Here is a 20,954-nt window from a genome sequence, read left to right as displayed (position 1 = left end):
AAAAAAACCCGCACAGTGGCGGGTTTGATGGACTATTTGATGACTCACTGGAAACAGCTAGTGTGCCCAGCCATTTTACCTATTTAGTTATTGTCTATGTAAACCGCACTAGATCATCTCTGGAAATTCTTCTTCAATTCTAGATGTAACTGTTGTTGGTTTTACCTTTTCGTTAGCTCTAGCTGCAATAATAGCTTGAGATTCTCTGTACTCTGGAGCCCTAGCGAACTCATCAAATGATGCATCGTAACCAAGTTCACGAACCTTGCTTTCGATATCAGATAGAGGAACACGGAAGAACTCTTTTCGATTATTGACTAAGTTAATGCGACGCTTCGAAAACTGTTGATGAAGGCTCGTCTCAAGCGTTGGAGCATCATCAGAATAAATGAGAGCATGGATGTCATATTTGAATGGAACTGAAGCCGAACCAAGTTCATTTACTCGATCTTCTGGCTCTAATCTGCGTGTTAGGCCAATTTTATAGATATCCTCGCCAAAAGCGCCAATATTTGAAATCACATATACGTGTCCACTTCTAGTTAATTGTGCCTGTGATTTCGCGCGTTCAGACAAAGCCCTAGCTTCTTCAAGTTGGGACTCTAACTCAGAAATCCTAGCTTCTATTTGTTCTTTTTGTTCTTGATTAGCCTTATCCAGTTCTTTACGTGCACGCTCCATTGCTTTTTCGAAGTCCCGTTCAGCTTTCAGTTCTTCTTTTATCGCTTTGTCATATTCCCGCTGAGCTTTTTCTTCTTCTCTTTGAAGCTCTCGCTCTTCCCTCAATATATCTCTTTCATTTTGTAGCTTAAGCTCTTTTTCATGACACAGAACTAACTCTTCTAATCGCAGATTAAGATAGTCATGAGTTATACGGATATTCATAGAATGCCCAAATTTATTCAGTGCATCGAAAGCAGTTTCAATTCTCTTATGTAACTGATCAACATTCCCAGATTTCACTTTAGCTATTGCGGCATCACACTCACTGTTAAACGCCCTTGTTAGCAATTTAACATAGCGTTTAATCATTCTTCCGCCTTCAGCCTTACTTCCGTTTACCTCCCAATTAGTATCAGAGTCACAAGCTGCGTCTTGACGTATAAGTGACTTCTGGCGCTCTTTATTTCGTTTTATTGCCTCTTGGAATGCAATCGAATCATGATAATCAAATCGAGGTTTGTAAATACCAAATTCAACCATATTGGCATCATCAGTAACTTGAGAAAGCTTCTCTGTTAACTCTATTAGCCGCGCTCTTTTTTCTCTATATTCTTCTTTTAGCAAAAGAAGCTCATTTTTTTGCTCAGATAACTGCTGCTCCGATTCTTTTTCCTTTATTTCAATTTCAGTTAGTTTATTTTTGACTTCTCTATCTATAGAAATACGTTTTTCTTCTACTTCATCATGGATAGATTTTTTCGCGGCTTTTTCTTCTAGTTCCAGCGTTTTCCTACGTTGTTTTTCTTCACTATCAAGTTCGTTTCGTAATTTCTCAGCCTCTTTTTCTATATCGACTATTTTGCTATATCTTTCGATATTTACTGCATATTGCTTTTTTTCCTTGCTTCTAACATACAAAAGTATCAAAACAGCAATCGATAAAACGACGCAAGCAGTAACCAGTCCCAAAATCATCAGATTCATTCCATAAACTAAAAGATATAAAAATTGTATCAAAATATATCCAATAATTCATTGGTTACTACTAAGCTAAAAATCAACAGAATTGACTAATCATTTCTTGCCTTCTCCACCACCGCCACAATCTCATCCAGCACATCATGCATTTGCTGCACATCATCAATGGTGTAAGTGCCATCCAGCATATCTGACCACCTTGCCAGCGGCGGGCAGAGTTGTCCGGCACCGGTACAAGGTCGCCATAAGAACCAATCTATACGGGAACGTCCTGAGCTTTGCTTTTCTCGCTTTCCTCCCCGCAGCTGAGTTGCCAAAAAGGGCCGATGTTCTCCCTCAATACCAGCCCCAGCAGCACCAGATAATTATGTGCCTCATCCTGAAACAGGTTTTCGGCAACCGGTACATTATCCGACTGACGAGTAATATTGCCGTTTTTCAAGCATAAATCCCGCAGACGATTAAGGCTCATGCTGTCCACCGATGCGAGACTGGCTGCCAGCCCCATAATACCCACATTAGGATTCATGGCCGGTAACAACCCACATCGGGCGGTAATTTGCAGCATTTCAACCTGATCCCTGGCTGATGATGTTGCTCCCTGAAAAATGGTGTCACCAATCGCGACTTCAATTTGACGCCCCATAATTAGGTTTCCTCAGAGTCTGCAAATTCAAAAATAAATTGTTCATCTGACACACCGCTTTTACCGGCACGCGTTGCCGAGCCGCGGTTAGTCATGATGCCGTCGAAACCGGCAAAGCGTTCGTCGGTACCGGTCTGTGAAAAGGTAAAGGTGGCATCAATACCTGATTTTTCCACCGCCAATAACTGACGAGCCTGAATTGAGCCGGGTATCAAATTAATAGTTAATCGCTTGGCGCGAGTTTTATTGTCCAGGCGAACGGAAGTTGCCCCGATACCTCGTTTTAAAACGGCTCGCGGCTCTAAATCTTCAATGGTGATAGGTGGGTCCGTATCGCCAAAATCATCAATAGGAATACCAAAGACGGTTAAATTTGAGCCGTCAGCACCATATCTGTGCATGGTCATAAGGGATTACTCCACAGTGGCATTAATTTCAGCAATATGGCCAGCACGGCCTAAAATCACTAAAAGAGTAGTTAACGGGTAAACACGTTTTTTGCGTTGGTCTGAGGTCAAAGAAAGCACATCTTCTGGGCGCGAACGGATAACAAAGCCAAAATCAGCCACTTTTGTAACGCCATCATCGGGATCAACATAAGAGCCGGTACCGAGCACACCATTATTGAAAAAACGCTTACAAGTCGCAGCCACCGTCGATAGCAACCCGTCATAGTCTCGTGGTGTCAACGCACGCTTAGTGCCAACGTTAGCAATATAGTTGTAGCCATCTACCTGAATGTGGTTTTTCAGTACATCCAGATTAATCACATCATCAATAAATTCGCCGTAAGATGACATAGATTTGCTATTAATCACCCTGCTGTTATCAATCTGACCGGCCAATTCTATTTTGGTAAAAAACACGGCGTTCTTGGCTTTTAAGGCATTATAAGCACTGGTCGCCATATCATCGCCAATAACACCGGGTAACACCTGATACTCACCGGTAATAGCGGTATTTAAACCTGTTGGTCTGAATTTATGGAATGCTGCGGCTAACTGCACCATCGAATAGGCTTGTGTGGGGTCGGTAGTGACTGACTCGGTAGTTTTATATCCGGCAAACACATGACGGTTACCTTTGCTTTTCAGTACGGATATCACATCATCAGTTTTATTTTGATCGATAATTTCGCCATCACTGAATGTCCACCAAATCGGGTGGCTATTAGCATCTGACCAATCAGCTAACTGAATAATAATCTCATTGGAAATCATATCTTCAATTTTGAAAAAGTAGTGATAGCGCCAGATTCGATCAGTGGCGCTATTGACTATTTCCAGCAGTGAATGCTCATCGTTTTTCATCCAAACGGTCATTTGTGGCGGCTTGGGAATTTGTGAAAAGTAGCGGGTGGCAATGTAATAAATTGGGCTGTCAGTTTTGAAATCGGCACTGAGTTCTGGCAATGATGCATAGTCACGGAATGAATCTGCATCAAACTCACTTCCCTCGACTAAATCAGACAGATCAGCAAAAACCAGTGCGCTGGAAAAATCACCGTACCCCAACCCTGCTGCCGTTAGAATAAGATTGACGGGGATAATGTTATCAACCGGATAAGCCATAAGAGCAGTCTCTTTCTCTAATTTGAATGTCAAACCCTGCCGCCCTTAACAGGGCGTAGGATACGGTTTTCTCAATGAATATATGGATGTCAGCCTGATAGCGTGGCTGCAGCCCAGCTTGCAATAAGCCAGTGAGATTTCGAAAGTTGCTGGAGAACCGCCAGGCGATTTTATGGCGGAACAGATAGTCGCTGACTGGCGTAATAAAATTAGCATTAGCTAACTGCATGGCAGCAGTCGCTGCGCCGGTATTCAGCAAATTAATCGACAGTAAAAACTCCATTGAGGTACAAGCTATTTCTTGTAGATCTTGCCAATCCTCACCTAGTGCCGGGTCAGTTTCAGCAATCGCCGGAATAAATTCGCGCTTACGCCGTGTTTGCCCATAGGCCCGAACCGGAACAGGGCTATAAGTGGCATATAAATCATTACTTATCGGTGGATTACGGCCTTGGTCGGCTAATACAACACGGTCGAGGGGGATGAAGGTGGCCAGAGAAATTAATTGCTGAAATACCGGATACATCTCTTCAATGGTCTTCATTAACCTGCTCCTCGATAGCGTTCAACTACGGCGCGGCAAAAACTTCGCCAAGGCCGGTTATCACAGGAAGCCACCCGCCATTGTCGCATTGCTAATCCATCGCTGAATTCGAGTAAATCGCTAAATTTCCCTTCGTCATCGGGCCAGAGATAATGCACACCATCGTTGATGTGCACGATTCGTAGGTCCTGCGGGCTAGCCGTGCCGCCCATGCCGATCAGCATTTGAATATCTTTCCATTTTGCTGACTGGACATTCACCTTCTGCAATTCAGTGACCTGCGGTTCCCCTTGCTGCCAAATACCGCCAGGGCCGCTATAGTCACCCACAGCCGGTCGAATCAGCCGAATGCCACCCTCAATGGGAGAATTAAAGGTGGCATCAATATGTCCGTGCATATCCAGACCATTACCGAACATGATTAATCCTCCACGATATGAGTCAGTGCGCCTTTTAAATCACCATGCCTGATAAGCGGTGTTGCCGAGCCTTTAGCTGCAACGGTGGCGTCAGCATTTTTGGGCTGAATACCGGCTTCGATCGCTTCTTGGCAATAACCCACCGCACGCGCACCAATTTGATCCAGCATTTGGAAAGCAGTAATTTCACCACGCGTGACCTGAGCAGTAAGTACACGAAAACCTTTTTTAATGTTGTCCTGATTTTGGCGAAGTGGTACACGAAGGAATGAACGCTCGGGAATACGCCCGTCAGCGGAACCAAATTCCTGTACCGCCCCAATAACCACAATAGGCACACCATCTTCATAAATACCCGCACCTTCCGGCAGCCCCACCAGCACTCGACGTTTTGCCGTGACTCGGTCATGAATCTGACGCAATTTCTGCGCCAGTTTATTCCCACCCCGAACTTCAGCTCGCAATTTCATACCATCATGCCTCCGGTACCGGCCCGGCGACGCAATCGCAGAAACTCCACTCCGTAGGTGGTCAGTGGCAAGTCACCGTTGATATTGAGATCGTCTGCTGTCACTGCAGGAACGGCAAAAGAGGTCGACTCATCCCCCACTGATTTCGATGAGATAGCATAAGCAGCCCCGACATCACCACTGATGGCCCTTTTGCGCATCACCAGCCGATGAGCAGCAAAAGCAAACAAGCCGCGCTTTTTGATTGATGCCGGACGAGCATTATATTTCAGCCAACGTTTGCCGGTTTCCGAGTCGCCTTCCTCCAATGCCTGAGTCACTTCTCGCTCAGGCCACAAGGTGGTATCGCTGAATTCGGGGTAATACTCGCGAAAGTCAGCCACAATTTGCGCACTAATATCCACATAGCCCCCTAAAGCAAAAACCCGTCACGCGGACGGGTTATCAATGTTATCGGTATCATCCGCTGGGTTTGCCGGCTCGGTGGTATCGTTGTGCGCTAACTCGTTTTTTTTGCTATCAATCGCCTTTTGCAAGGTTATCGCTTTAGCCGCCGAGGGGGCTTTTTTACCGAATAAGTCTTCATATTCATCACGCACCGCAGTGATATCCAGCTCACTATCATCAGCATGCTCATTAAGTGGCTCATCGAATCGCTCGGCACGCATCATGCCCGCCTGAGTAAATAAGTGACGGGTAAAATCGCCATTCACCACCGCAGAATGGCCGACAGCAATCGTGATGCGTTGGTCGGTTTTATCATCAGTGACCGTCAACGGCGAAGTATGCAAGTTAGTTAATTCAAACATGATTAAACCCCATCCACATAGTGAGCTGCTTTAGGAATACGCCATTCCGTACCACCGGTACGCAAAATAGCTGGCACTTTGAAATTGACGTTATCTGGTGTGGCTGGTGCCAGAAAACGCAACGGCATCACGTCATGGCCTTTCACTACCCGCATATCTTTTTTGTACACCATCAGGCGATCTTTCCCCGCTGCCCCGGCACCGGCCAGCAAGATATCATCGTCGAAGTCCATATCTTTGAAGTTGGTACGTAGGAATTCCAACAACGTGACGTTTGAAGCGTTATGGGTAGAGAGCAAGGTACGCATCAGTAACTGATGTTGTTCCGAGGGCAGAATAAAACCATTTGGCCGATGAACTGTTACGGTGTTTTTCAAGTACACCTGATTATAAGCAGCACCAAAGAAATCGATGATCGGCTGAGTACCCTTGGTAGGAATATCCGCGACCAACTCGGCCAAGGTTGCTGGAGCAGCCTCAATGCCCACATTGGAGCTGGTATATAGCCCTTCACCAATGTCATTGTGGCCTAACAAGTAGATCTTATTCAGACCTTGTTCAACGACATCACGTACTGCCTGACCACGTTCAGCATCCAGATTGACGTTATTGAGCATGGCAAAACCAATTTCCTCAATGGAGTAGGTGTAACCCAATGCTGCAGTTTTAATTTCATGGAAGCCCTGATTCATGGCGATATCCACGGTTGGTACATCGGTCGAGTTCGGACCAAATACTTGCAACTCACCACGAGCATCAATCGAGCGAAACGCCACCACTTTTACCCAGTCAGGTGCACTGTTATCCAGCGGTAATATTGTGCTGTATTTAAACTGCGGATACTCCAGACGGTAAATTTCTGATTCAATATGCGCGGCTTGTTGCACCAAAAAAGAGAGCGCCGATACCGGGCTGACGTCAAATACACTTTGTTTCATGAATATTTTCCTTTAAATTTTATTCGCCGCCAGCAGCCGGCGTTGACGCTAAAATGCCATCAACGCGAATTTCGCCCACTTCACCTGCGACAACATCATCAATCCAGCGGACAAAATCCAATTCAACTCCAGAACCACCGGTAGTTAATCGGCCCTGATTTACCCCTAATGCCGTAATTACTGTGACTGAGTCACCTGCGTTGGCACCATCGACACACAAAGCGAACATCGGCCCACGCCGCAGTAACGACGCCACATGATCAACGTCATAGCCCACTTCATAATCTGGTGGATTGGTAGGTACACTGTTACTAAATACCGCCATTGAACGGACGCTGAATCCGATGATTTGTGCGGCGGTGGTATCTGGTGTTACTGGGGCACAAGAGCGCGCCCCAACACCACGGATAGCGGCTCGACCAAAAGGCAGTATTTTTGCTTCCACCCGGCGGGATACCACTTCACAAACATCAGTAGTTGAAATTTGCCCCTCGTAAGCCTTGCCGCGCCACTTAGTAAATTCACTCTGAGCAATAGCCATTATTTATTCTCCGGTTGTTTGCCATAGCGCTTGTCTAACCAGCTCTGACGAACGCTGTCACGGGTGTTTTGCGCATCACCCGTTTTAACTTTCTTCATATCGCGGCCCAAATTGATGATGGAGTCATTCACGTCATTTTTATCGTCAGGATCATCGTCATCCTCATTTTCCCGACGCTCTTCTTCCGCATCGAAATAAGCTGATACGTAAGTATCTGGCGCTTTATCCCATGAGGTATATTTGCGGCATTTGATACCAGCGCTATCCAGCGCGGCACGTTTGATTTTCAGAGGGACTACGGAGTCACAGGTAAAATCTGTACCTGCAATTTTGATAGCGGAATCACGAGCCGCGACAACATCAGCCAATTGTTTAGCAATCGAATCCTCAGAAGATTTTTCTTTTAGCTGTTCAATTTCTTCATCTTTTGCATCGGTCTTTGCTTCTGCTTCTTGCAGCTTCTGTTCTGCTTCATCTTTGGCAGCTTCGGCTTTTTCCTGCCCTTGTTCCGCATCCGTCACACGCTTGTTTAACGAATCCATAGAAGATTGGATCAGCTGCTGGGTAGCCTCATCAGCCACCTCGATGCGCACGCCGGAATCCAGCACAACTTTATACATGGGGTTTACTCCCTTGGGTTTACGGTCAAATAACCGCGCCATGTGTCCGGCTCTGGCCTGATCACACAGTGCGATATGGTTGATGGTGATGGTGCATTGAATAAATTCGTAGGCAGTACCACAGGGGGCGATACCGGGTGCATAGCGATATTCGGAGGTGTAGCCGGCGGATAATTCCTCTTTATCTTGGTTGATGGCATCAATGGCGTATTGATCTTTTATCAGAAGATCAACCACCACATAGTCCGGGTCATCGGTATCCTGTCGTCCCGGCGAAATCGCATGCCCGGCGGTGACCTGTTTAAACGTTTGGGCATTCACCAAGTCATCAGGATGATCAATGGTGACATCTTTATTGTCATAACTGGCCAGACTGTTCGGATCAAACACCTCCGCAGGTGGTCGGTAAACATTGACGATTTGACCGGGTGGCCTGTCGGTTAATCCCAGTTCAGAGGCGAGATATTGCTGCACACCGACGCGCGCAACCCGCCCAGGGACTTTTAAATAGCCCTCAGGGGTGATTTCTCGTTGGGAGTTAATCGGAAAGGACACGCGGTCACGAACGGTGATCCGCATAATAAATCCTGTTAGTAATCAAGCCCCTTTATTTGGGGTATAGCATGACAGCGGCAACCGATATGGGCTCTGCCGGGGAGTAGTCCTGTTTCACCGTTATAAGCCGCCCCTCGTGACCAAAGATAAATGCCCGCTCCATAACCCACATTGACGCGAGAAATCTCAAAGCATTTGATTTTAGCCCGCGGGTATTTACCTGCTGGGTTACCGGATACCCGAACATCTTGCGAGGTAGACCAACGAAAACGGTTAATTCCCGCGCATACCTGCCGAGTGTGAGTAATATCACTGCGGATTTTGGCGGTTTGATCGCGGGAAATAAGATGCGCACGCTGATAGCTGGCTCCGGTCACTTGCTGGATATTTCTGACCATCGTCGTGAGCGAGTCACCTCGCATGATGCTATCCATCACTTCCCGCTGAATATCATCGAAATAATCAGAGGACAGCGATTTAATCAGGGCAACATTGCTTTCGACCGAGGCATCGAAATAATCCACTAATGACTCATTAACCATAAGTGAGGTCATATCAATACCGATAGCGCGATTGATTTGCTCAACAAACGCCGCTGAACTTTCGGACTCCGCACGACTAACCACTCGCTGGGCTAGTCGGTCGGCCTGACGGCCCATCACTGAACTATTAAATTTGTCGGCAGCCTGTCTGATTGACTCTTTAATGATATCGACCAGATAACTATCAGCCGTGTAATTACGTCGCAGAACTGGTGTTAATACCTCATCGACGGACTGAGCCATCAATCGCACCATCTCGCGCAACTGAGCACGATAGTAGCGCTCGGTTTCATCCGTCTGTTTAACTGGCCTGAGTTGTGCCTTCCTGCGTGGTGGCTGGTTTTTTATCATCGCCTGGAGTGTCGCCAAGCCTGAATTGATAATCACCTTGCCGTTCGGCGGATTCGTCGTCTTCAAGTCGGGTGATGTCATCTTCTTGAATACCATAAACGCCTTGCTCCATCAGCTTACGGGCCACCTGTGATGGCAATACCACCTTTTGATTCAGGCGAATATCATCAGCCTGTGCATCAGCCAGTCGCTGGGCAGATATCTCGGTATCAGTCGGTTGCGACAGTGGCGCAAAGGTAAAGTCCAGACCATCGGGCATGGTGCCTAATGTTGAACGCACCAATACCTCATCCAATTTTTTCAGAAATGGACGGTATTTAGCTTCCTGATCCCCTTTGATGGTATTGAAATAATTGTTCTGGTCACCCTGTCCCGAATCCCCCATTCCTTTGGCTTGCACACCAAATATGCGTGTCATCGGAATACCAGATGCGCCAGCCGTCCACTCCATTAGCACCGCCAACACTTCGCCCAAACCGCCGAAAGAGATTTGCTTGCGATCAAGGGTCTCTTTGGAATCCAGCAACGCCAGTCGAAATAGCGATTTCATCATGCCAAAAGTGTTATAGCGTTTGGCTATGGCTTCATCCATATCGCCAGAAGCTAAATCAGTGGCTAAATTTTCTTTGCTGATGGTGTCGATATTCGCTTCCAGGATCAGTGAGGAAATCCCCCCTTTGGCAGCGACCGCATCTTTCACATCCTCAAGGCAGCGCCTCAAGCGGCTATCATCCCAACCGCCGTTAATCATGCGTAAGCGCATGGGCAAAGCAGCGCCCGGTGCGCGCACAAAATGGCTGAAATGAATTTTTTGCTGACCACCATTAACTAAATAGTATTCCGGCTGCATAAAGTTCTCAGCCAACGGGTTAGAAACGTTGTATTCCTGCCCGTTGACCAACATGCGATCCAGAACCAATAAGCGTTTAAGTGAGTCTTTCTTGATATTCTTCAATTCCAACTCATGAGACAAGTCCTGATCGGTCAGCATCAATACTCCCGCCCCACCATACAACCCAGCCCATTTAAAGGACTCTTGAGTTATCCCTTGAATATTAAAATGGTTCTCAGCATTGCGCAGAGCCGTGGCATCATCCGAAGGAAATGACCGCCATTCACGCGTTGCATCATCAACCGGGATATCAATAATTGACCGGGCAATCCAGTTTTCGGTATAAGCCGCCTCCAGCTCGGCAAAATCTTGCATCGCACCATACATAAAGCGGCTATACATACGCCTGTCGCGGTCTGTTCCCATCCCCGTCATGACATTCGATAAACCATCAGCAGTCAGGCGAATCCGGGGTTTACCGCCAAAATCCAGTTTTTCACTCATCGTTAAACCCACTTGTCATAACTGATGCTGCCACCAGCAATTAATTCGATCTCTATCGAATCCATGATTGTGTCGAGAATATCGTCGTTTTTATGGCTATCATCAGCCGAGAAGTCAGCGCATTCGGTCAGTGTAGGCACAACCCAATCAGTCGAGGCGGCAACCGCGCCATCCCAGTAATACACCTGCGGGATTTTTTGACCGTCGTCGGTCATCAGTGCCGGAATATAGACGCAGCCAGTTTTCATTTGCGGAATAGTATTCAGGCAGCGGATCAGCTTGTTTTGGCCTGAGCCGCGCGGGATGGTTAGGATGGGAATGCTTTTACGTTTTACCAGCGTGGTAATCAGACCTTGCCCAGCTTGCTTATCCTCGATGCCCATATGGCGTAATGGCGCGGGGCGTTTTGGATTATACGGCCGCCACTTTTCCCATAAGTCTTGGGCAGTGGTCAGTAGGTCTTCTGGGTCCCATCGTCCACGTACGCTATCGATAATGTAGAGATTGCCATCTACGCCAATCCCCACAAGGGTAAAAACGGTGTAGTCGTTGTAATCTTCGATTTTGCCGGAGTTGGTATCGACATAAACGGCGCGATGAGTCAGTGGGGGTAAATGGGTGTAGCGTTTAAACCAGTCGGTATCAATTAACCCGCCGGTCAGTGCCCGTGGGCGCTGCATATATTGCGACATGAAAGTGTATTCGTCGCTTTCCCACAACCGCAGCAAATCACCGACATATTCGTTTACCGGCCAGTAAGACCAATAACGCACCCCGCCGACCACCACACTTTCACTATTTTTAATCGAGAACCAGCATTGGGAACGCCACGGTTCCGGCAATGCATCGATATATTCTTCACTGACCAACGCCGGAATGGTGATGTGATGAAAATCCACCCCCATCTTACCGGACAGCATAAATCCGGTAGCGTCATCGGTATGAAGCCGTTGCTGGATAGAAACAAACGGGGTTGGATGCTCTTTGCTCTTATCACCGCGCCGTGAGCGGATAGTGTTCACCAAGATACGGTTAGCGCTGGCCCGTTTGGTGGCCGAAAACATATCTTCGGGTTTGTTGTAATCATCAAGCCCGACAAAACCGGAAAAATCAGGGCCGGGGAAACCCGCACGACCGCCAGTTAATTGCCCGCCACTGGAGCGGGAAACCGTCTGCCCCACCATTCGGCCCCGACTATTAACGATTTCCCACTCTTCCGCCTGATTAATACCAAAGCGGCAAGGCCACAGTGATTGATACTCAGGGCTGGCGATAATATCGCGGGTGCGGCGGCTATTGCGTTTTACCAGTGTGTCAGCAAACGACACATTGAGATTTCGAAAGCGCCGTAATTGGCCGGTCTGCACTAACATATTGATATAGGCTGGCAGATGTACCGAAATAAACTCGGTTTTAGTCCCACCCGGCGGCACATTCACAATCAGGTTGCGCGGTTGCAACCGGTTATTGACCAAATCATCCAGCTTGGAAGCCATCATTTTATGATGCCAGTTCACCAATAATCGGTCACTCTGCAACAGCTCAAACCAAATGCGGGTGAAATTAAGAAATGACTTTTCCGATCGGGATTTCAGGGCGACACGCGACGGGAAATCCAGATTTTCCCATTCGAGAATATCGCTCATGTGGTGATCCTGCGAGTTGGTGCGATTTATTTGCTCGCGTTATATGTTTTTTGGTCGAAGAGCATTCTTTGTATCATTGATACAATAATCTGACTCTAATGTCCTTTTTGAGCTAAGTTAAGGTGTCCTTTACAGCTTTAAATGTCCAATGTTCAGAATTTCCGCATAAGGTGACACAAAGTCAATATGTGCGCCTAATTCGCCAGCTCCAAGTGCAATGTGAACACCGCCTGCAGGCTCGTTGAGCTGGGAATTGATGGACCAATCAGTCTCATCTGACGGAGTTAACGAACCAAAGGCAACTTCAGTAAGTTGTCCACGTAGCATTTCATCAGTTAATGGCATCAGTATAGGGAGCAGATCCAGGTCATTGATGGTTTTTATGGCAGAGACTGCCGAGTTATTAATATGTAATGTGAGGGGAAAACCCCCTTGCTCTCGTACATCATCCAATATCCTCCATGCCTCTTCAGCAATAGGCCCAGATTGCAAATGAGTATGCAGATGGTGAGCGATTGAAACGCCATCACACAAAAATGTTCCATTGACATTAAACGATGTGAGTTCTTTGTTTGGAACAAGGCCAACTTCTAGGAATTGTATAATACTTATACTCTCTCCAATGGTAATTTTTGGTACAAGTTTTGGGGCAAAAACATCAACATTATCTCCAAGTTCAATAGTCAGATTGCACCCATTGGAAGATACATAAATGGGTTCATCTATATGTTGGATAAACTCTACTATCCGTCGACTACGTTCACACGCCTCAAAAAAATCCAAAAATAACAATCTATTGATTAAATAAGAAATTGACCGTTGATCATATGCAAATGCCAATAAAGGTATAAAAAGTGTTGCTGAGTTTCGCAATGCATCTCGCAATCTTTCATTTGGATGACTTGCAGGTGCAGCAGCAACCAATATCACCTCTTTAGGCCCTAAACTTGGGTCTGAGCATAAATCATCTATATTCAGCGTCTTAAATCCGACAGATGAAAAACCATTTAATAGAGATGAAGAATCACTAACCACAGTCGGCAATTCACCGGATTCAAACAACCCCCTTAAGGATAAATAATTATTCATACTTGCCCAGGTGGTACACCACGATTATTTGCATCTGAGGTGATTTCCTCTGCAGCTTTGGCAAACTCTTCCTTTAGAGATAAAGGGTTAGTTGCACTTTGAGAAGGATATGAAATTGTATATGTAACCTTTGCTAACGGATCAGCAGGAGATGCCAAATGCACTCCAGTACTTATTATGACCTCTGAAACATCCTGTTCTCCAGCATTAATAAAATTTAATACTCGTTCAGCCATAGCTTTCTCCTCTGTATTGATGAACTAGCTAATTACCTATATAAAAATAGCGAATGCATACATTTCAAATGTAGACTCAGTTTAAATTTTTAGCGAATTTCAGCTAAAAAATTTACGCGGTCTCATAACTACAGATGAAATTAATCTAATAAAATGTTTTTATTAGAAATAGCATAATTCTTTAAACTATTTTCACATGCAATACTCAATAAACAGAACATCACTTATAAGTAACTAGTTTTACTGATTGCATTCAATCCAAATCAGATAATCTCTCTCCTAAAATCTGCTGTGCTTTCGCATAATCTTCTGGCGTGTAATTCACCTGGTTAATGGAACCACCATCAGGGCCGCTAATTTCGGTTTTATTTTTCAGCATACCCAAATGTTGACCGACCATTTTTAGCGCATCATCCTGATTACGTGTGATCACTTCCAAGCCAAACTTGCCCTGCTTAACACCTGCATAAAGGCGGCGTGCCGAAACTGATAAATCCCGCGAATCATGAAAATGCGCCCTGCCTTGCCCCTCACCATTACAACGTGGGCAATAAGGATATGGGTCAAGCGTGCTGTCAAAACCATATCCACCATCATCCAACGGTACAGGTTTTCCGTTATCGGTTCTTTTCTCTGACTCTTCCTGATATTCCTGCTCGTTAATCCACTGGTATTTATTCTCAATCCCCCAGCAGTGACGGCAACATAAACGGCGAAACTCTGAAATTTCGTTGGCGTTGGCTGTGGCAATATCCCACCACCAATTTAAAACAGCGTCCTGCGTGATGTGCATCCGTTTCTCTCTGGCTTCCATTGAGTCACGTATGGCTTTGTTTACCGATACATGGCGATACAACCGACGGGCAGCGGCAGCACCGGTTAATCCCTCACATTTATATCCGGCCCGTTTATAAGCAGCTGTCTTATCCAAATCAATTAAATACTCACTGACAAATTTTGCCTGCATATCGTTTAGCCCATATCTACTGGCGATAGAGCAGCTTTCTTCAATTTGATTTTCAATTGGTGAGTAATTTGGATCGATTTGATTTTCAATTGAAGAAATTGATTTTTTAGTCTTGGTTCGCAGGTTTCCATTCTTGCTTTTAGTGGAAACTTTTTTGCTAGTGGAAACCTCATCTTTGGAAACTTTTGCCCAACTTTCAAGTTTTGCCTTTTTACCTATTGCTGTATGGCTAACACCGTATTTTTCAGCTAATGACCGAATTGAAAGTTGTCCGGCACAGTATTCGCACTTTATCGCCTCCCAATCCGGCTTTTTCATTTTTTACTCACATTTTGGTTTTAAATGCTCCAGCAAGAAAATCATGGCTCGCGTGTCGCCTTTCTTGGCTTTGATAAAGAGAGAATTGGATATATCCGCAATCCCTTTAGCTTTTCCCCGGCGAACAGTCAACCGGTAAAGCGAGATTGCTGATTTATCTTTCCTTAAAATATCAATGTCGATTTCCAATGTGTCGGCTATCTGCTGTTCCGTTAATCCACGCCCTGCCAATGCCTCGACTTTATCGAGCGTCGGCTTATCCATCGTCATGCCCTCTTGGGATAGGGTTTATGACGTGAAAGCAGGATTTTTTTCATTTGCTTGTCGAGAGGCATCAGATATTTATGCTTGCCTGATGTTTTGAACTCTTGAGCATTGGGGTCTAAATGCTGTCTGACAGATTCAAGGCTTTGCTTTACCCCTTTAGCAGCAACACTGCGCGGGTGGGTTTTCTTACCGTTGATAATGAAAGCACCTAAGGTGCCTACACCAAATAGTCCTTCATATATCCAGTTGGTAGCCTGATAAATTCCGCCATGATGATTTTGGTCTTTATCTGCATAGGAAACGATTAGCCGCAGACCGGGACAAACATCAGCGAGAAATTTAATCGCTTTTGCCAATATCTGACTAACTGGCGATATGTGTTGCCGTAATGCTACGCGGGTCAGTTCACACACTTGATCCTGCTGCAAGCTGTAAGGCTGCCCGATATGGTTATTGGCACCGCGGCTAAAAATAACGGCACCAATAAATCTCCCATCCTCCCATGCTCCCACTTTTACCAATTTTCCCACTGGTACCGCTTTAGCATAATGCCAGTTAAGGCATGCAAAGCTGGCTGCCTGATGAGTGGCCCAATCCACTGTGAGTGATGTCATAGAACACCCCCACAATGTGGGCAAAGCTTGGTATCTAGATGGTCGAGCTTTCCCTGATCATTTTCGTTACCAGGCAAAAAATCGACATTCAACATTTGATCTATCTCTTCTGATGAAAATCCAGTGAGAGAAAGATCAAAATTGTCTGCCAATAAATCACCTAGCTCTAGTGTTAATAGTTCCTGATCCCATCCGGCATTAAGCGGCAATTTATTGTCAGCAAGACGATAGGCTTTTTTCTCTGTTTCAGTTAATCCAACCAAAGTGATAGTTGGTACTTCTTTCGCATTTAATTGTTCTGCAGCCAATAAACGTCCATGGCCAGCAATCACCTCCCCCTTCTCATCAATCAATACCGGATTAGTCCAACCGTATTGTTTAATACTCGCAGTAATCGCATTTACCTGATCTGTTGAGTGCGTTCTCGCGTTTTTTACATAAACAATCAACGAATTGAGAGGCTTGTAGACTATCTCCAATCTTTTCTGATTTTTCTCTATGGTCATTTTGCAAGTTCCAACTATTATGACCCTGCTCTCGAGAGCAAGTGGGCCTTGGTTCGTACTCATGACCGATCCTGTGGGTATGAATGACCGTTAGTAGCTCCAACTACTCGCGGTCGCCCACCTTCCTAAATAAAAAAACCACCAGCAACCATGCTCAGGGTGAGCGGAAGGTGTTACTGATGGCTTTGTTTGCGCATTATCGATGATGCTCAATGAGTACCATCTGTAATGCCATTGCTATTCGATTTCCATGTTCACTATCGAATGCTTACTACGAAAAGCGATGTTGGCTTCAACGTTTGTAAATTACGTTCAAAATTAGCTTTATCACCTTGAATCAATCTTTAGAGTAGTGTTTGATCCGACTTCGTCGATAAGTGATTTTTTATTAACTGGTTGTTAATCATATTAATTTCATGAAAATTTGACCTAACCAACCTATTATTTAGAAAACTTTCTCAAACTGTCTTCGATCTGAAGAATCCAGAGTCCAAGATATATCCCGAAGGTCTCCTATCTCAAGCACGTATATTTCCTCATCAGTCATTAGTCTATCAATGGCGATCCTATATTCCTGTTGATGAGAATATTTGCTGTTTTTAAGAAAAACAGATCTGAAGTCAAACGTATCAAGTCTTATAGATTCGCCATTCTCAGAATAATACTCTATTGGCGCGGCCCTATATTCATTGATAGTTTCAGACGAAATCATCAGATCTAACTTTTTTTTTATTCTCGTAACGAATTCATGCACATCATTGATAATAACGGCGCTAGAACCTAGTGATTCTGATCCCTCCAAGACACCGTAGTAACACTTAGTTTCAACAATGTTCATATCTGAGGAGGAATTATTCATTCTAATTCGAATTGGTGGTATCAACGTCATACAAAATACATTGATACAATCGGTCCATTTATGGTTAAACACAATACGGCCAATAATATTCTTAGGGTCAATAACATTACCATTTGATGAGATTGTCACATCATAAGGATCGATTATCCTATAGGCTCCCTCGTGTCTATCAGCAATGTTGTATTGCTCATTTTCCTCAAATTTTCTAAAAAATCCGAGCGGATTCATATAAAGTTTGCCATCGAGGAACATTTCTCTATGATCATTATTCTTAAATATCCGCGAAAGCATTGGGAAAAATTTATTCACCGTGCACCGTTATCAAATAATTGAGTTTTAGATGAAAGCTATTATAGCCACATACATCTCGTACTCTCTAGTCCCAGCTAATAATATGTTAAGTTTTTCAGATGAAAATCAAACTTGCTTGGTATACCTAAAAAGGCTCTCAATCATAGTTAGTCATGTATAATCCTTGTTTACTGCTTTAATAATTTAGGTAATGGGATGATTCACGATTTACTAATGACTGCGATTAGCCATGAGAGGATGTATCAAAAATTAAATGACCTCAATCGTTTTTTTTATAACCGTAAGCATGAAACACAAATACGTGATGAGCTAGTTATTATACTCAATGAAATCAGTCAATTAACTGCAATTAGCGAGTATCCTAAACTTGGTTTTGGTGCTGTGGACTTATCACTTTATGATCATTCAATGATGACTTGCGGACATCACGGCAATAATGTAGCAACTATAGAGCTAAAGCATCATTACCCAAAAGATTTGTTAATTGAACAAGTGCAAAAAGACATCATTTTCGATATTTCAAGAAAGATAGTATCTCCAACTACGCATTTCATTCATATCATCCAACAAAGAACCATGATCCGTCCCCCTATATTCGGTTCTGTTAAGTACTTAGAAAGAAATGCTGCCGATGTTAACTTTTATGTTGATGCCCTAGAACAAGAACATTCATTTCCAAAGAGTTTTGAGAAAAAAAGTGTATGCATTGAAACTTATGGTGACCTGATGTCGGCATATACATTTAATGTATATGATTTGAGAAAATACTAGTTTTAGGACAGCCGGTTATCCGATTATGTGTATCCAATCGGTTAGGTATTCGCGACAGAATATTTCTTGTTTGTCGATGAGAGCCATAGCACTTCTAATGAGAATAACTACAGTGGAAAATTTGTCTGGTTACTTACGAGAAAGAACAAAACCTTCAGAAGAAAAAATTTTCTTAGAAGAAATCCATGATCAAGGAAACTGGATTCAGTTCATCAAATTTGTAAAAGCGCAAGACAGCATTTCACTTGAATTGCAGGAAGCCTTTCACTTGATGTGGATAGAACGAGGTCATTTTATTAGAAATAAGATTGGCAATGATGAAAAACTGTTAGAACTAATTTCTGTCATGCTACCTAAATACAACGGTGAAGCAATCACTGTATATCGAGGAGAGAACGAAACCCGATTCAATGACGGTATGATTGGCTTTTGCTGGACGACTAGCAAGGATGTAGCCAAAAAGTTTGGTTGCGGTCTAAACGCTTGTCAGGCTAGAGGGCTACTGTTACAAGCTAACGCACCAGCAAGTGCGATTCTAGCTGGGATTCACTGGCATAGTATCTATCTAGGTGAGTATGAAGTCACAGCTAACCCAGCGATGCTGGAAGATATTCAGATTATTGAAATCTATCCAGCTTCTCATTAAACCATTGCGAATAACGTTTAAACCAGACCGAACATCCGGAAGCTAATTTCATTTCTCTCATTTTTATTAGTATTCGTAGCCACTTGGTTCAATTTTTAATTCAAAGAAAGACTAATGCAATACAAATATGATAATTACCCGAATTGGTATTTAACCGTCATTTTTTACTTTTTTCTCTCGACACTCTGTCGCCAGCCAATAACCTCATCCAGCCGCCCCTTACAGATACGCAGCTCACGTTTCAAAGCCAGTGCATACAGCCCACTATCGCGCCAAGTGGTACCGACGAACTCCGGCACTTCACATTCAATTAATGATGATTCTGGCGGTAGCAATGCAGGACAGGTAACGGCCGGCCGCGGTACCGAATTACTCGCGCAAGATGTTAATGCTAGCATCAGGCATATGCTGAATGGCACAATTATCATCTGACGACGCCGCCAGAAACCGCTTAAGTTGACCTTCACTTTCATTGCGTAGTTTCCTTTCGTTATCTAGCTGGCGAGTTGTGGCTGCTCGGTTAGCAGCTTCATTCACCTGGTATGCATCAATGATGTTTCCCAGAACCGTGTTTGTGTTTTGCTCGGCCCGCAGCTCCACTTCCGTTTTTTCAACCTTATTTGAGAGGCGATAACTGTTAAAAAGTAGAGCTGACACAACGACCACCAGCACAGCAATGACTATTCCAATGGCCTTATTCATCCAGCCCCCAGCACGTCAGTTCGCTTTCTTGTGTGCGTCGTTCTATCTGTCCGTAACAGTTATTGGAGCGGATATTGCAATCCTTACCGCCGTCATAAATCCAACGTTTAATTTCAGTGCATGCACCTTTGCGATCGCCAGCATTGAGTTTTCGGTAAAAGGTGGAGGTGAAGCATTTACTAGGGCCGATGTTGTAGGGGCAAAACGAAGCAATACCGGCAATTTGTGGCTCAGTCAGCGGGACATGGACATTCTGCTTTACCCAACTAATGGCTTTATCTGCCTCTAACTTATTCACCACAGCGCATTTCTCCGCAGTTAACTTCATCCCTTTCACTACCGGTTTGCCATCAACTCGCGTGGTACCACGGCAAATAGTCCAGATATTCTTCCCATCGGGATAGGCTACCAGCCGGTTACCCTCTTTTTCATCTAGAAACTGACTGAGAATAATTGAGGCGGGTGCGCCCGCAATAACCAGACCAAGAACCGCAGCGCTGAGTTTGGTTTTTATCGACGCCATTATTCACCGTCCGGCTTATAGCCGTGGCGCCGGTCCCAAATTTTCACGCCTGCATTAAGCAAAAATGTCAGGGCCATAAAAAATAAAGAGCCAAGTACGCCAATAACCGTCCACTCATCAGGTGTGAATCCAGCTATCAGCTCTTTAACCCAAAAAATGAAACTACCACCCGACACGGTATAGGAGACCGCTGTTGTTATATTGCTCATTTTCATAGTCTCCCCCTCCCTGATGGGTTGGGTATGAAGCGAAAAGAAAATACGCCACAATCACATGATAAATATGCTTATCGCAGATTATTTGAGCGCAAAAACGACAAAACCCCGCAAAAAGCGAGGTTTTTTGAATTGTGTAAGTTGCGTGACTAAGTAACCACTCTTATCAGAATACAAACATTTTTGCGTACGCGTTAATAATTTATTCACTATTAAACCAATAAAATTGACTTATGTTTTACTAACACCACACTACATCTGACCGAACAAAAAATAACCACCTATCTTTGTGATTTTATT

28 protein-coding genes are annotated in these 20,954 nt (G+C 44.5%); 2 read left to right on the top strand and 26 right to left on the bottom strand.

Going from position 1 to position 20,954, the window contains the following annotated elements:
* Positions 1-108: 108 nt before the first annotated feature.
* The 22 genes from DJ58_RS14165 to DJ58_RS14265 all read right to left on the bottom strand — a co-directional run bounded on the left by DJ58_RS14165 (position 109) and on the right by DJ58_RS14265 (position 17,794).
* Entirely contained in the window at positions 109-1,638 is a 1,530-nt protein-coding gene (locus DJ58_RS14165; protein WP_032911985.1) for an SNIPE associated domain-containing protein, read from the bottom strand.
* Between the two features lie 259 nt (positions 1,639-1,897).
* Positions 1,898-2,287 carry a hypothetical protein gene (locus DJ58_RS14170; RefSeq protein WP_004712344.1) on the bottom strand — a complete coding sequence of 130 codons (390 nt, stop codon included), beginning with the start codon at positions 2,285-2,287 and terminating at the stop codon, positions 1,898-1,900.
* 2 nt (positions 2,288-2,289) lie between these two features.
* Positions 2,290-2,694: a hypothetical protein gene (locus DJ58_RS14175; protein ID WP_004712345.1), complete on the bottom strand. Its 405-nt coding sequence runs from the start codon at positions 2,692-2,694 to the stop codon at positions 2,290-2,292.
* 6 nt (positions 2,695-2,700) lie between these two features.
* On the bottom strand, positions 2,701-3,858 hold the full coding sequence (locus tag DJ58_RS14180; RefSeq protein WP_032911988.1) for a DUF3383 family protein: 1,158 nt from the start codon (positions 3,856-3,858) through the stop codon (positions 2,701-2,703).
* Positions 3,842-4,402, bottom strand: coding sequence for a phage neck terminator protein (locus DJ58_RS14185; protein WP_004712347.1), 561 nt, complete (start codon positions 4,400-4,402; stop codon positions 3,842-3,844). The genes DJ58_RS14180 and DJ58_RS14185 overlap by 17 nt, the downstream gene beginning before the upstream one ends.
* Positions 4,402-4,821, bottom strand: coding sequence for a hypothetical protein (locus tag DJ58_RS14190; protein ID WP_032911989.1), 420 nt, complete (start codon positions 4,819-4,821; stop codon positions 4,402-4,404). The genes DJ58_RS14185 and DJ58_RS14190 overlap by 1 nt, the downstream gene beginning before the upstream one ends.
* A gap of 2 nt (positions 4,822-4,823) precedes the next feature.
* On the bottom strand, positions 4,824-5,291 hold the full coding sequence (locus DJ58_RS14195) for a hypothetical protein (RefSeq protein WP_032911991.1): 468 nt from the start codon (positions 5,289-5,291) through the stop codon (positions 4,824-4,826).
* Positions 5,288-5,695, bottom strand: coding sequence for a DUF4054 domain-containing protein (locus DJ58_RS14200; RefSeq protein WP_004712349.1), 408 nt, complete (start codon positions 5,693-5,695; stop codon positions 5,288-5,290). Before DJ58_RS14200 ends, DJ58_RS14195 begins: the two co-directional genes overlap by 4 nt.
* A 24-nt stretch (positions 5,696-5,719) precedes the next feature.
* Positions 5,720-6,100 (bottom strand): hypothetical protein, encoded by a 381-nt coding sequence (locus DJ58_RS0121680; protein ID WP_004712350.1) that lies wholly within the window; start codon positions 6,098-6,100, stop codon positions 5,720-5,722.
* 2 nt (positions 6,101-6,102) lie between these two features.
* Positions 6,103-7,038, bottom strand: coding sequence for a DUF2184 domain-containing protein (locus DJ58_RS14205; RefSeq protein WP_004712351.1), 936 nt, complete (start codon positions 7,036-7,038; stop codon positions 6,103-6,105).
* Between the two features lie 19 nt (positions 7,039-7,057).
* A complete protein-coding gene (locus tag DJ58_RS14210; RefSeq protein WP_032911993.1) occupies positions 7,058-7,579 on the bottom strand; it encodes a structural cement protein Gp24 in 522 nt (173 codons plus the stop codon).
* Positions 7,579-8,778 carry a DUF2213 domain-containing protein gene (locus DJ58_RS14215; protein WP_032911995.1) on the bottom strand — a complete coding sequence of 400 codons (1,200 nt, stop codon included), beginning with the start codon at positions 8,776-8,778 and terminating at the stop codon, positions 7,579-7,581. Before DJ58_RS14215 ends, DJ58_RS14210 begins: the two co-directional genes overlap by 1 nt.
* 11 nt (positions 8,779-8,789) lie before the next feature.
* Positions 8,790-9,647: a phage minor head protein gene (locus DJ58_RS14220; RefSeq protein ID WP_226977653.1), complete on the bottom strand. Its 858-nt coding sequence runs from the start codon at positions 9,645-9,647 to the stop codon at positions 8,790-8,792.
* Positions 9,598-10,983 (bottom strand): DUF1073 domain-containing protein, encoded by a 1,386-nt coding sequence (locus DJ58_RS14225; protein ID WP_004712354.1) that lies wholly within the window; start codon positions 10,981-10,983, stop codon positions 9,598-9,600. The genes DJ58_RS14220 and DJ58_RS14225 overlap by 50 nt, the downstream gene beginning before the upstream one ends.
* Positions 10,984-10,985: 2 nt before the next feature.
* Positions 10,986-12,629 (bottom strand): phage terminase large subunit, encoded by a 1,644-nt coding sequence (terL, locus tag DJ58_RS14230; RefSeq protein ID WP_004712355.1) that lies wholly within the window; start codon positions 12,627-12,629, stop codon positions 10,986-10,988.
* Between the two features lie 129 nt (positions 12,630-12,758).
* Positions 12,759-13,718 (bottom strand): CgnE/CgnB domain-containing protein, encoded by a 960-nt coding sequence (locus DJ58_RS14235; protein ID WP_004712356.1) that lies wholly within the window; start codon positions 13,716-13,718, stop codon positions 12,759-12,761.
* Complete coding sequence (locus DJ58_RS14240; protein ID WP_032911996.1) at positions 13,715-13,954, bottom strand: hypothetical protein; 240 nt, start codon at positions 13,952-13,954, stop codon at positions 13,715-13,717. The genes DJ58_RS14235 and DJ58_RS14240 overlap by 4 nt, the downstream gene beginning before the upstream one ends.
* Positions 13,955-14,207: 253 nt before the next feature.
* Positions 14,208-15,239, bottom strand: coding sequence for a terminase small subunit (locus DJ58_RS14245; protein WP_004712357.1), 1,032 nt, complete (start codon positions 15,237-15,239; stop codon positions 14,208-14,210).
* 3 nt (positions 15,240-15,242) lie between these two features.
* Positions 15,243-15,503: a hypothetical protein gene (locus DJ58_RS14250; RefSeq protein ID WP_004712358.1), complete on the bottom strand. Its 261-nt coding sequence runs from the start codon at positions 15,501-15,503 to the stop codon at positions 15,243-15,245.
* Positions 15,504-15,505: 2 nt separating this feature from the next.
* A complete protein-coding gene (locus DJ58_RS14255) occupies positions 15,506-16,120 on the bottom strand; it encodes a Mom family adenine methylcarbamoylation protein (RefSeq protein ID WP_032911997.1) in 615 nt (204 codons plus the stop codon).
* Entirely contained in the window at positions 16,117-16,689 is a 573-nt protein-coding gene (locus DJ58_RS14260; RefSeq protein ID WP_050413924.1) for a ParB/Srx family N-terminal domain-containing protein, read from the bottom strand. Before DJ58_RS14260 ends, DJ58_RS14255 begins: the two co-directional genes overlap by 4 nt.
* 382 nt (positions 16,690-17,071) lie before the next feature.
* Complete coding sequence (locus tag DJ58_RS14265; protein WP_138070078.1) at positions 17,072-17,794, bottom strand: hypothetical protein; 723 nt, start codon at positions 17,792-17,794, stop codon at positions 17,072-17,074.
* Between the two features lie 198 nt (positions 17,795-17,992).
* On the opposite strand from DJ58_RS14265, the gene DJ58_RS14270 reads away from it, so the two are divergent.
* A complete protein-coding gene (locus DJ58_RS14270) occupies positions 17,993-18,568 on the top strand; it encodes a hypothetical protein (protein WP_032912000.1) in 576 nt (191 codons plus the stop codon).
* Positions 18,569-18,680: 112 nt separating this feature from the next.
* Positions 18,681-19,214: a hypothetical protein gene (locus DJ58_RS14275; protein ID WP_004712363.1), complete on the top strand. Its 534-nt coding sequence runs from the start codon at positions 18,681-18,683 to the stop codon at positions 19,212-19,214.
* Between the two features lie 164 nt (positions 19,215-19,378).
* Here DJ58_RS14275 and lysC read toward each other — a convergent pair whose 3' ends face one another.
* From lysC to DJ58_RS14295, 4 genes are read right to left on the bottom strand one after another with little or no spacing between them, the layout of a single operon-like run.
* Positions 19,379-19,612, bottom strand: coding sequence for an Rz1-like lysis system protein LysC (gene lysC / locus DJ58_RS14280; protein WP_032912001.1), 234 nt, complete (start codon positions 19,610-19,612; stop codon positions 19,379-19,381).
* Positions 19,584-19,916: a DUF2570 domain-containing protein gene (locus DJ58_RS14285; protein ID WP_032912003.1), complete on the bottom strand. Its 333-nt coding sequence runs from the start codon at positions 19,914-19,916 to the stop codon at positions 19,584-19,586. The genes lysC and DJ58_RS14285 overlap by 29 nt, the downstream gene beginning before the upstream one ends.
* Entirely contained in the window at positions 19,909-20,439 is a 531-nt protein-coding gene (locus DJ58_RS14290; RefSeq protein ID WP_004712366.1) for a lysozyme, read from the bottom strand. Before DJ58_RS14290 ends, DJ58_RS14285 begins: the two co-directional genes overlap by 8 nt.
* Positions 20,439-20,654 carry a phage holin gene (locus tag DJ58_RS14295; protein ID WP_019082932.1) on the bottom strand — a complete coding sequence of 72 codons (216 nt, stop codon included), beginning with the start codon at positions 20,652-20,654 and terminating at the stop codon, positions 20,439-20,441. Before DJ58_RS14295 ends, DJ58_RS14290 begins: the two co-directional genes overlap by 1 nt.
* Positions 20,655-20,954 lie beyond the last annotated feature (300 nt).

It is taken from the genome of Yersinia frederiksenii ATCC 33641, assembly GCF_000754805.1.
GTDB classification, from domain to species: domain Bacteria; phylum Pseudomonadota; class Gammaproteobacteria; order Enterobacterales; family Enterobacteriaceae; genus Yersinia; species Yersinia frederiksenii.
This window is presented reverse-complemented; position numbering and strand designations above follow the sequence as displayed.

Bases quoted from the DNA above. Each gene is read 5' to 3' on its own strand.
- DJ58_RS14165 (WP_032911985.1), bottom strand. From the start codon at position 1,638: ATGATTTTGGGACTGGTTACTGCTTGCGTCGTTTTATCGATTGCTGTT.
- DJ58_RS14170 (WP_004712344.1), bottom strand. From the start codon at position 2,287: ATGGGGCGTCAAATTGAAGTCGCGATTGGTGACACCATTTTTCAGGGA.
- DJ58_RS14175 (WP_004712345.1), bottom strand. From the start codon at position 2,694: ATGACCATGCACAGATATGGTGCTGACGGCTCAAATTTAACCGTCTTT.
- DJ58_RS14180 (WP_032911988.1), bottom strand. From the start codon at position 3,858: ATGGCTTATCCGGTTGATAACATTATCCCCGTCAATCTTATTCTAACG.
- DJ58_RS14185 (WP_004712347.1), bottom strand. From the start codon at position 4,402: ATGAAGACCATTGAAGAGATGTATCCGGTATTTCAGCAATTAATTTCT.
- DJ58_RS14190 (WP_032911989.1), bottom strand. From the start codon at position 4,821: ATGTTCGGTAATGGTCTGGATATGCACGGACATATTGATGCCACCTTT.
- DJ58_RS14195 (WP_032911991.1), bottom strand. From the start codon at position 5,291: ATGAAATTGCGAGCTGAAGTTCGGGGTGGGAATAAACTGGCGCAGAAA.
- DJ58_RS0121680 (WP_004712350.1), bottom strand. From the start codon at position 6,100: ATGTTTGAATTAACTAACTTGCATACTTCGCCGTTGACGGTCACTGAT.
- DJ58_RS14205 (WP_004712351.1), bottom strand. From the start codon at position 7,038: ATGAAACAAAGTGTATTTGACGTCAGCCCGGTATCGGCGCTCTCTTTT.
- DJ58_RS14210 (WP_032911993.1), bottom strand. From the start codon at position 7,579: ATGGCTATTGCTCAGAGTGAATTTACTAAGTGGCGCGGCAAGGCTTAC.
- DJ58_RS14215 (WP_032911995.1), bottom strand. From the start codon at position 8,778: ATGCGGATCACCGTTCGTGACCGCGTGTCCTTTCCGATTAACTCCCAA.
- DJ58_RS14220 (WP_226977653.1), bottom strand. From the start codon at position 9,647: ATGATAAAAAACCAGCCACCACGCAGGAAGGCACAACTCAGGCCAGTT.
- DJ58_RS14225 (WP_004712354.1), bottom strand. From the start codon at position 10,983: ATGAGTGAAAAACTGGATTTTGGCGGTAAACCCCGGATTCGCCTGACT.
- terL (WP_004712355.1), bottom strand. From the start codon at position 12,629: ATGAGCGATATTCTCGAATGGGAAAATCTGGATTTCCCGTCGCGTGTC.
- DJ58_RS14235 (WP_004712356.1), bottom strand. From the start codon at position 13,718: ATGAATAATTATTTATCCTTAAGGGGGTTGTTTGAATCCGGTGAATTG.
- DJ58_RS14240 (WP_032911996.1), bottom strand. From the start codon at position 13,954: ATGGCTGAACGAGTATTAAATTTTATTAATGCTGGAGAACAGGATGTT.
- DJ58_RS14245 (WP_004712357.1), bottom strand. From the start codon at position 15,239: ATGAAAAAGCCGGATTGGGAGGCGATAAAGTGCGAATACTGTGCCGGA.
- DJ58_RS14250 (WP_004712358.1), bottom strand. From the start codon at position 15,503: ATGGATAAGCCGACGCTCGATAAAGTCGAGGCATTGGCAGGGCGTGGA.
- DJ58_RS14255 (WP_032911997.1), bottom strand. From the start codon at position 16,120: ATGACATCACTCACAGTGGATTGGGCCACTCATCAGGCAGCCAGCTTT.
- DJ58_RS14260 (WP_050413924.1), bottom strand. From the start codon at position 16,689: ATGAGTACGAACCAAGGCCCACTTGCTCTCGAGAGCAGGGTCATAATA.
- DJ58_RS14270 (WP_032912000.1), top strand. From the start codon at position 17,993: ATGATTCACGATTTACTAATGACTGCGATTAGCCATGAGAGGATGTAT.
- lysC (WP_032912001.1), bottom strand. From the start codon at position 19,612: ATGCTAGCATTAACATCTTGCGCGAGTAATTCGGTACCGCGGCCGGCC.
- DJ58_RS14285 (WP_032912003.1), bottom strand. From the start codon at position 19,916: ATGAATAAGGCCATTGGAATAGTCATTGCTGTGCTGGTGGTCGTTGTG.
- DJ58_RS14290 (WP_004712366.1), bottom strand. From the start codon at position 20,439: ATGGCGTCGATAAAAACCAAACTCAGCGCTGCGGTTCTTGGTCTGGTT.
- DJ58_RS14295 (WP_019082932.1), bottom strand. From the start codon at position 20,654: ATGAAAATGAGCAATATAACAACAGCGGTCTCCTATACCGTGTCGGGT.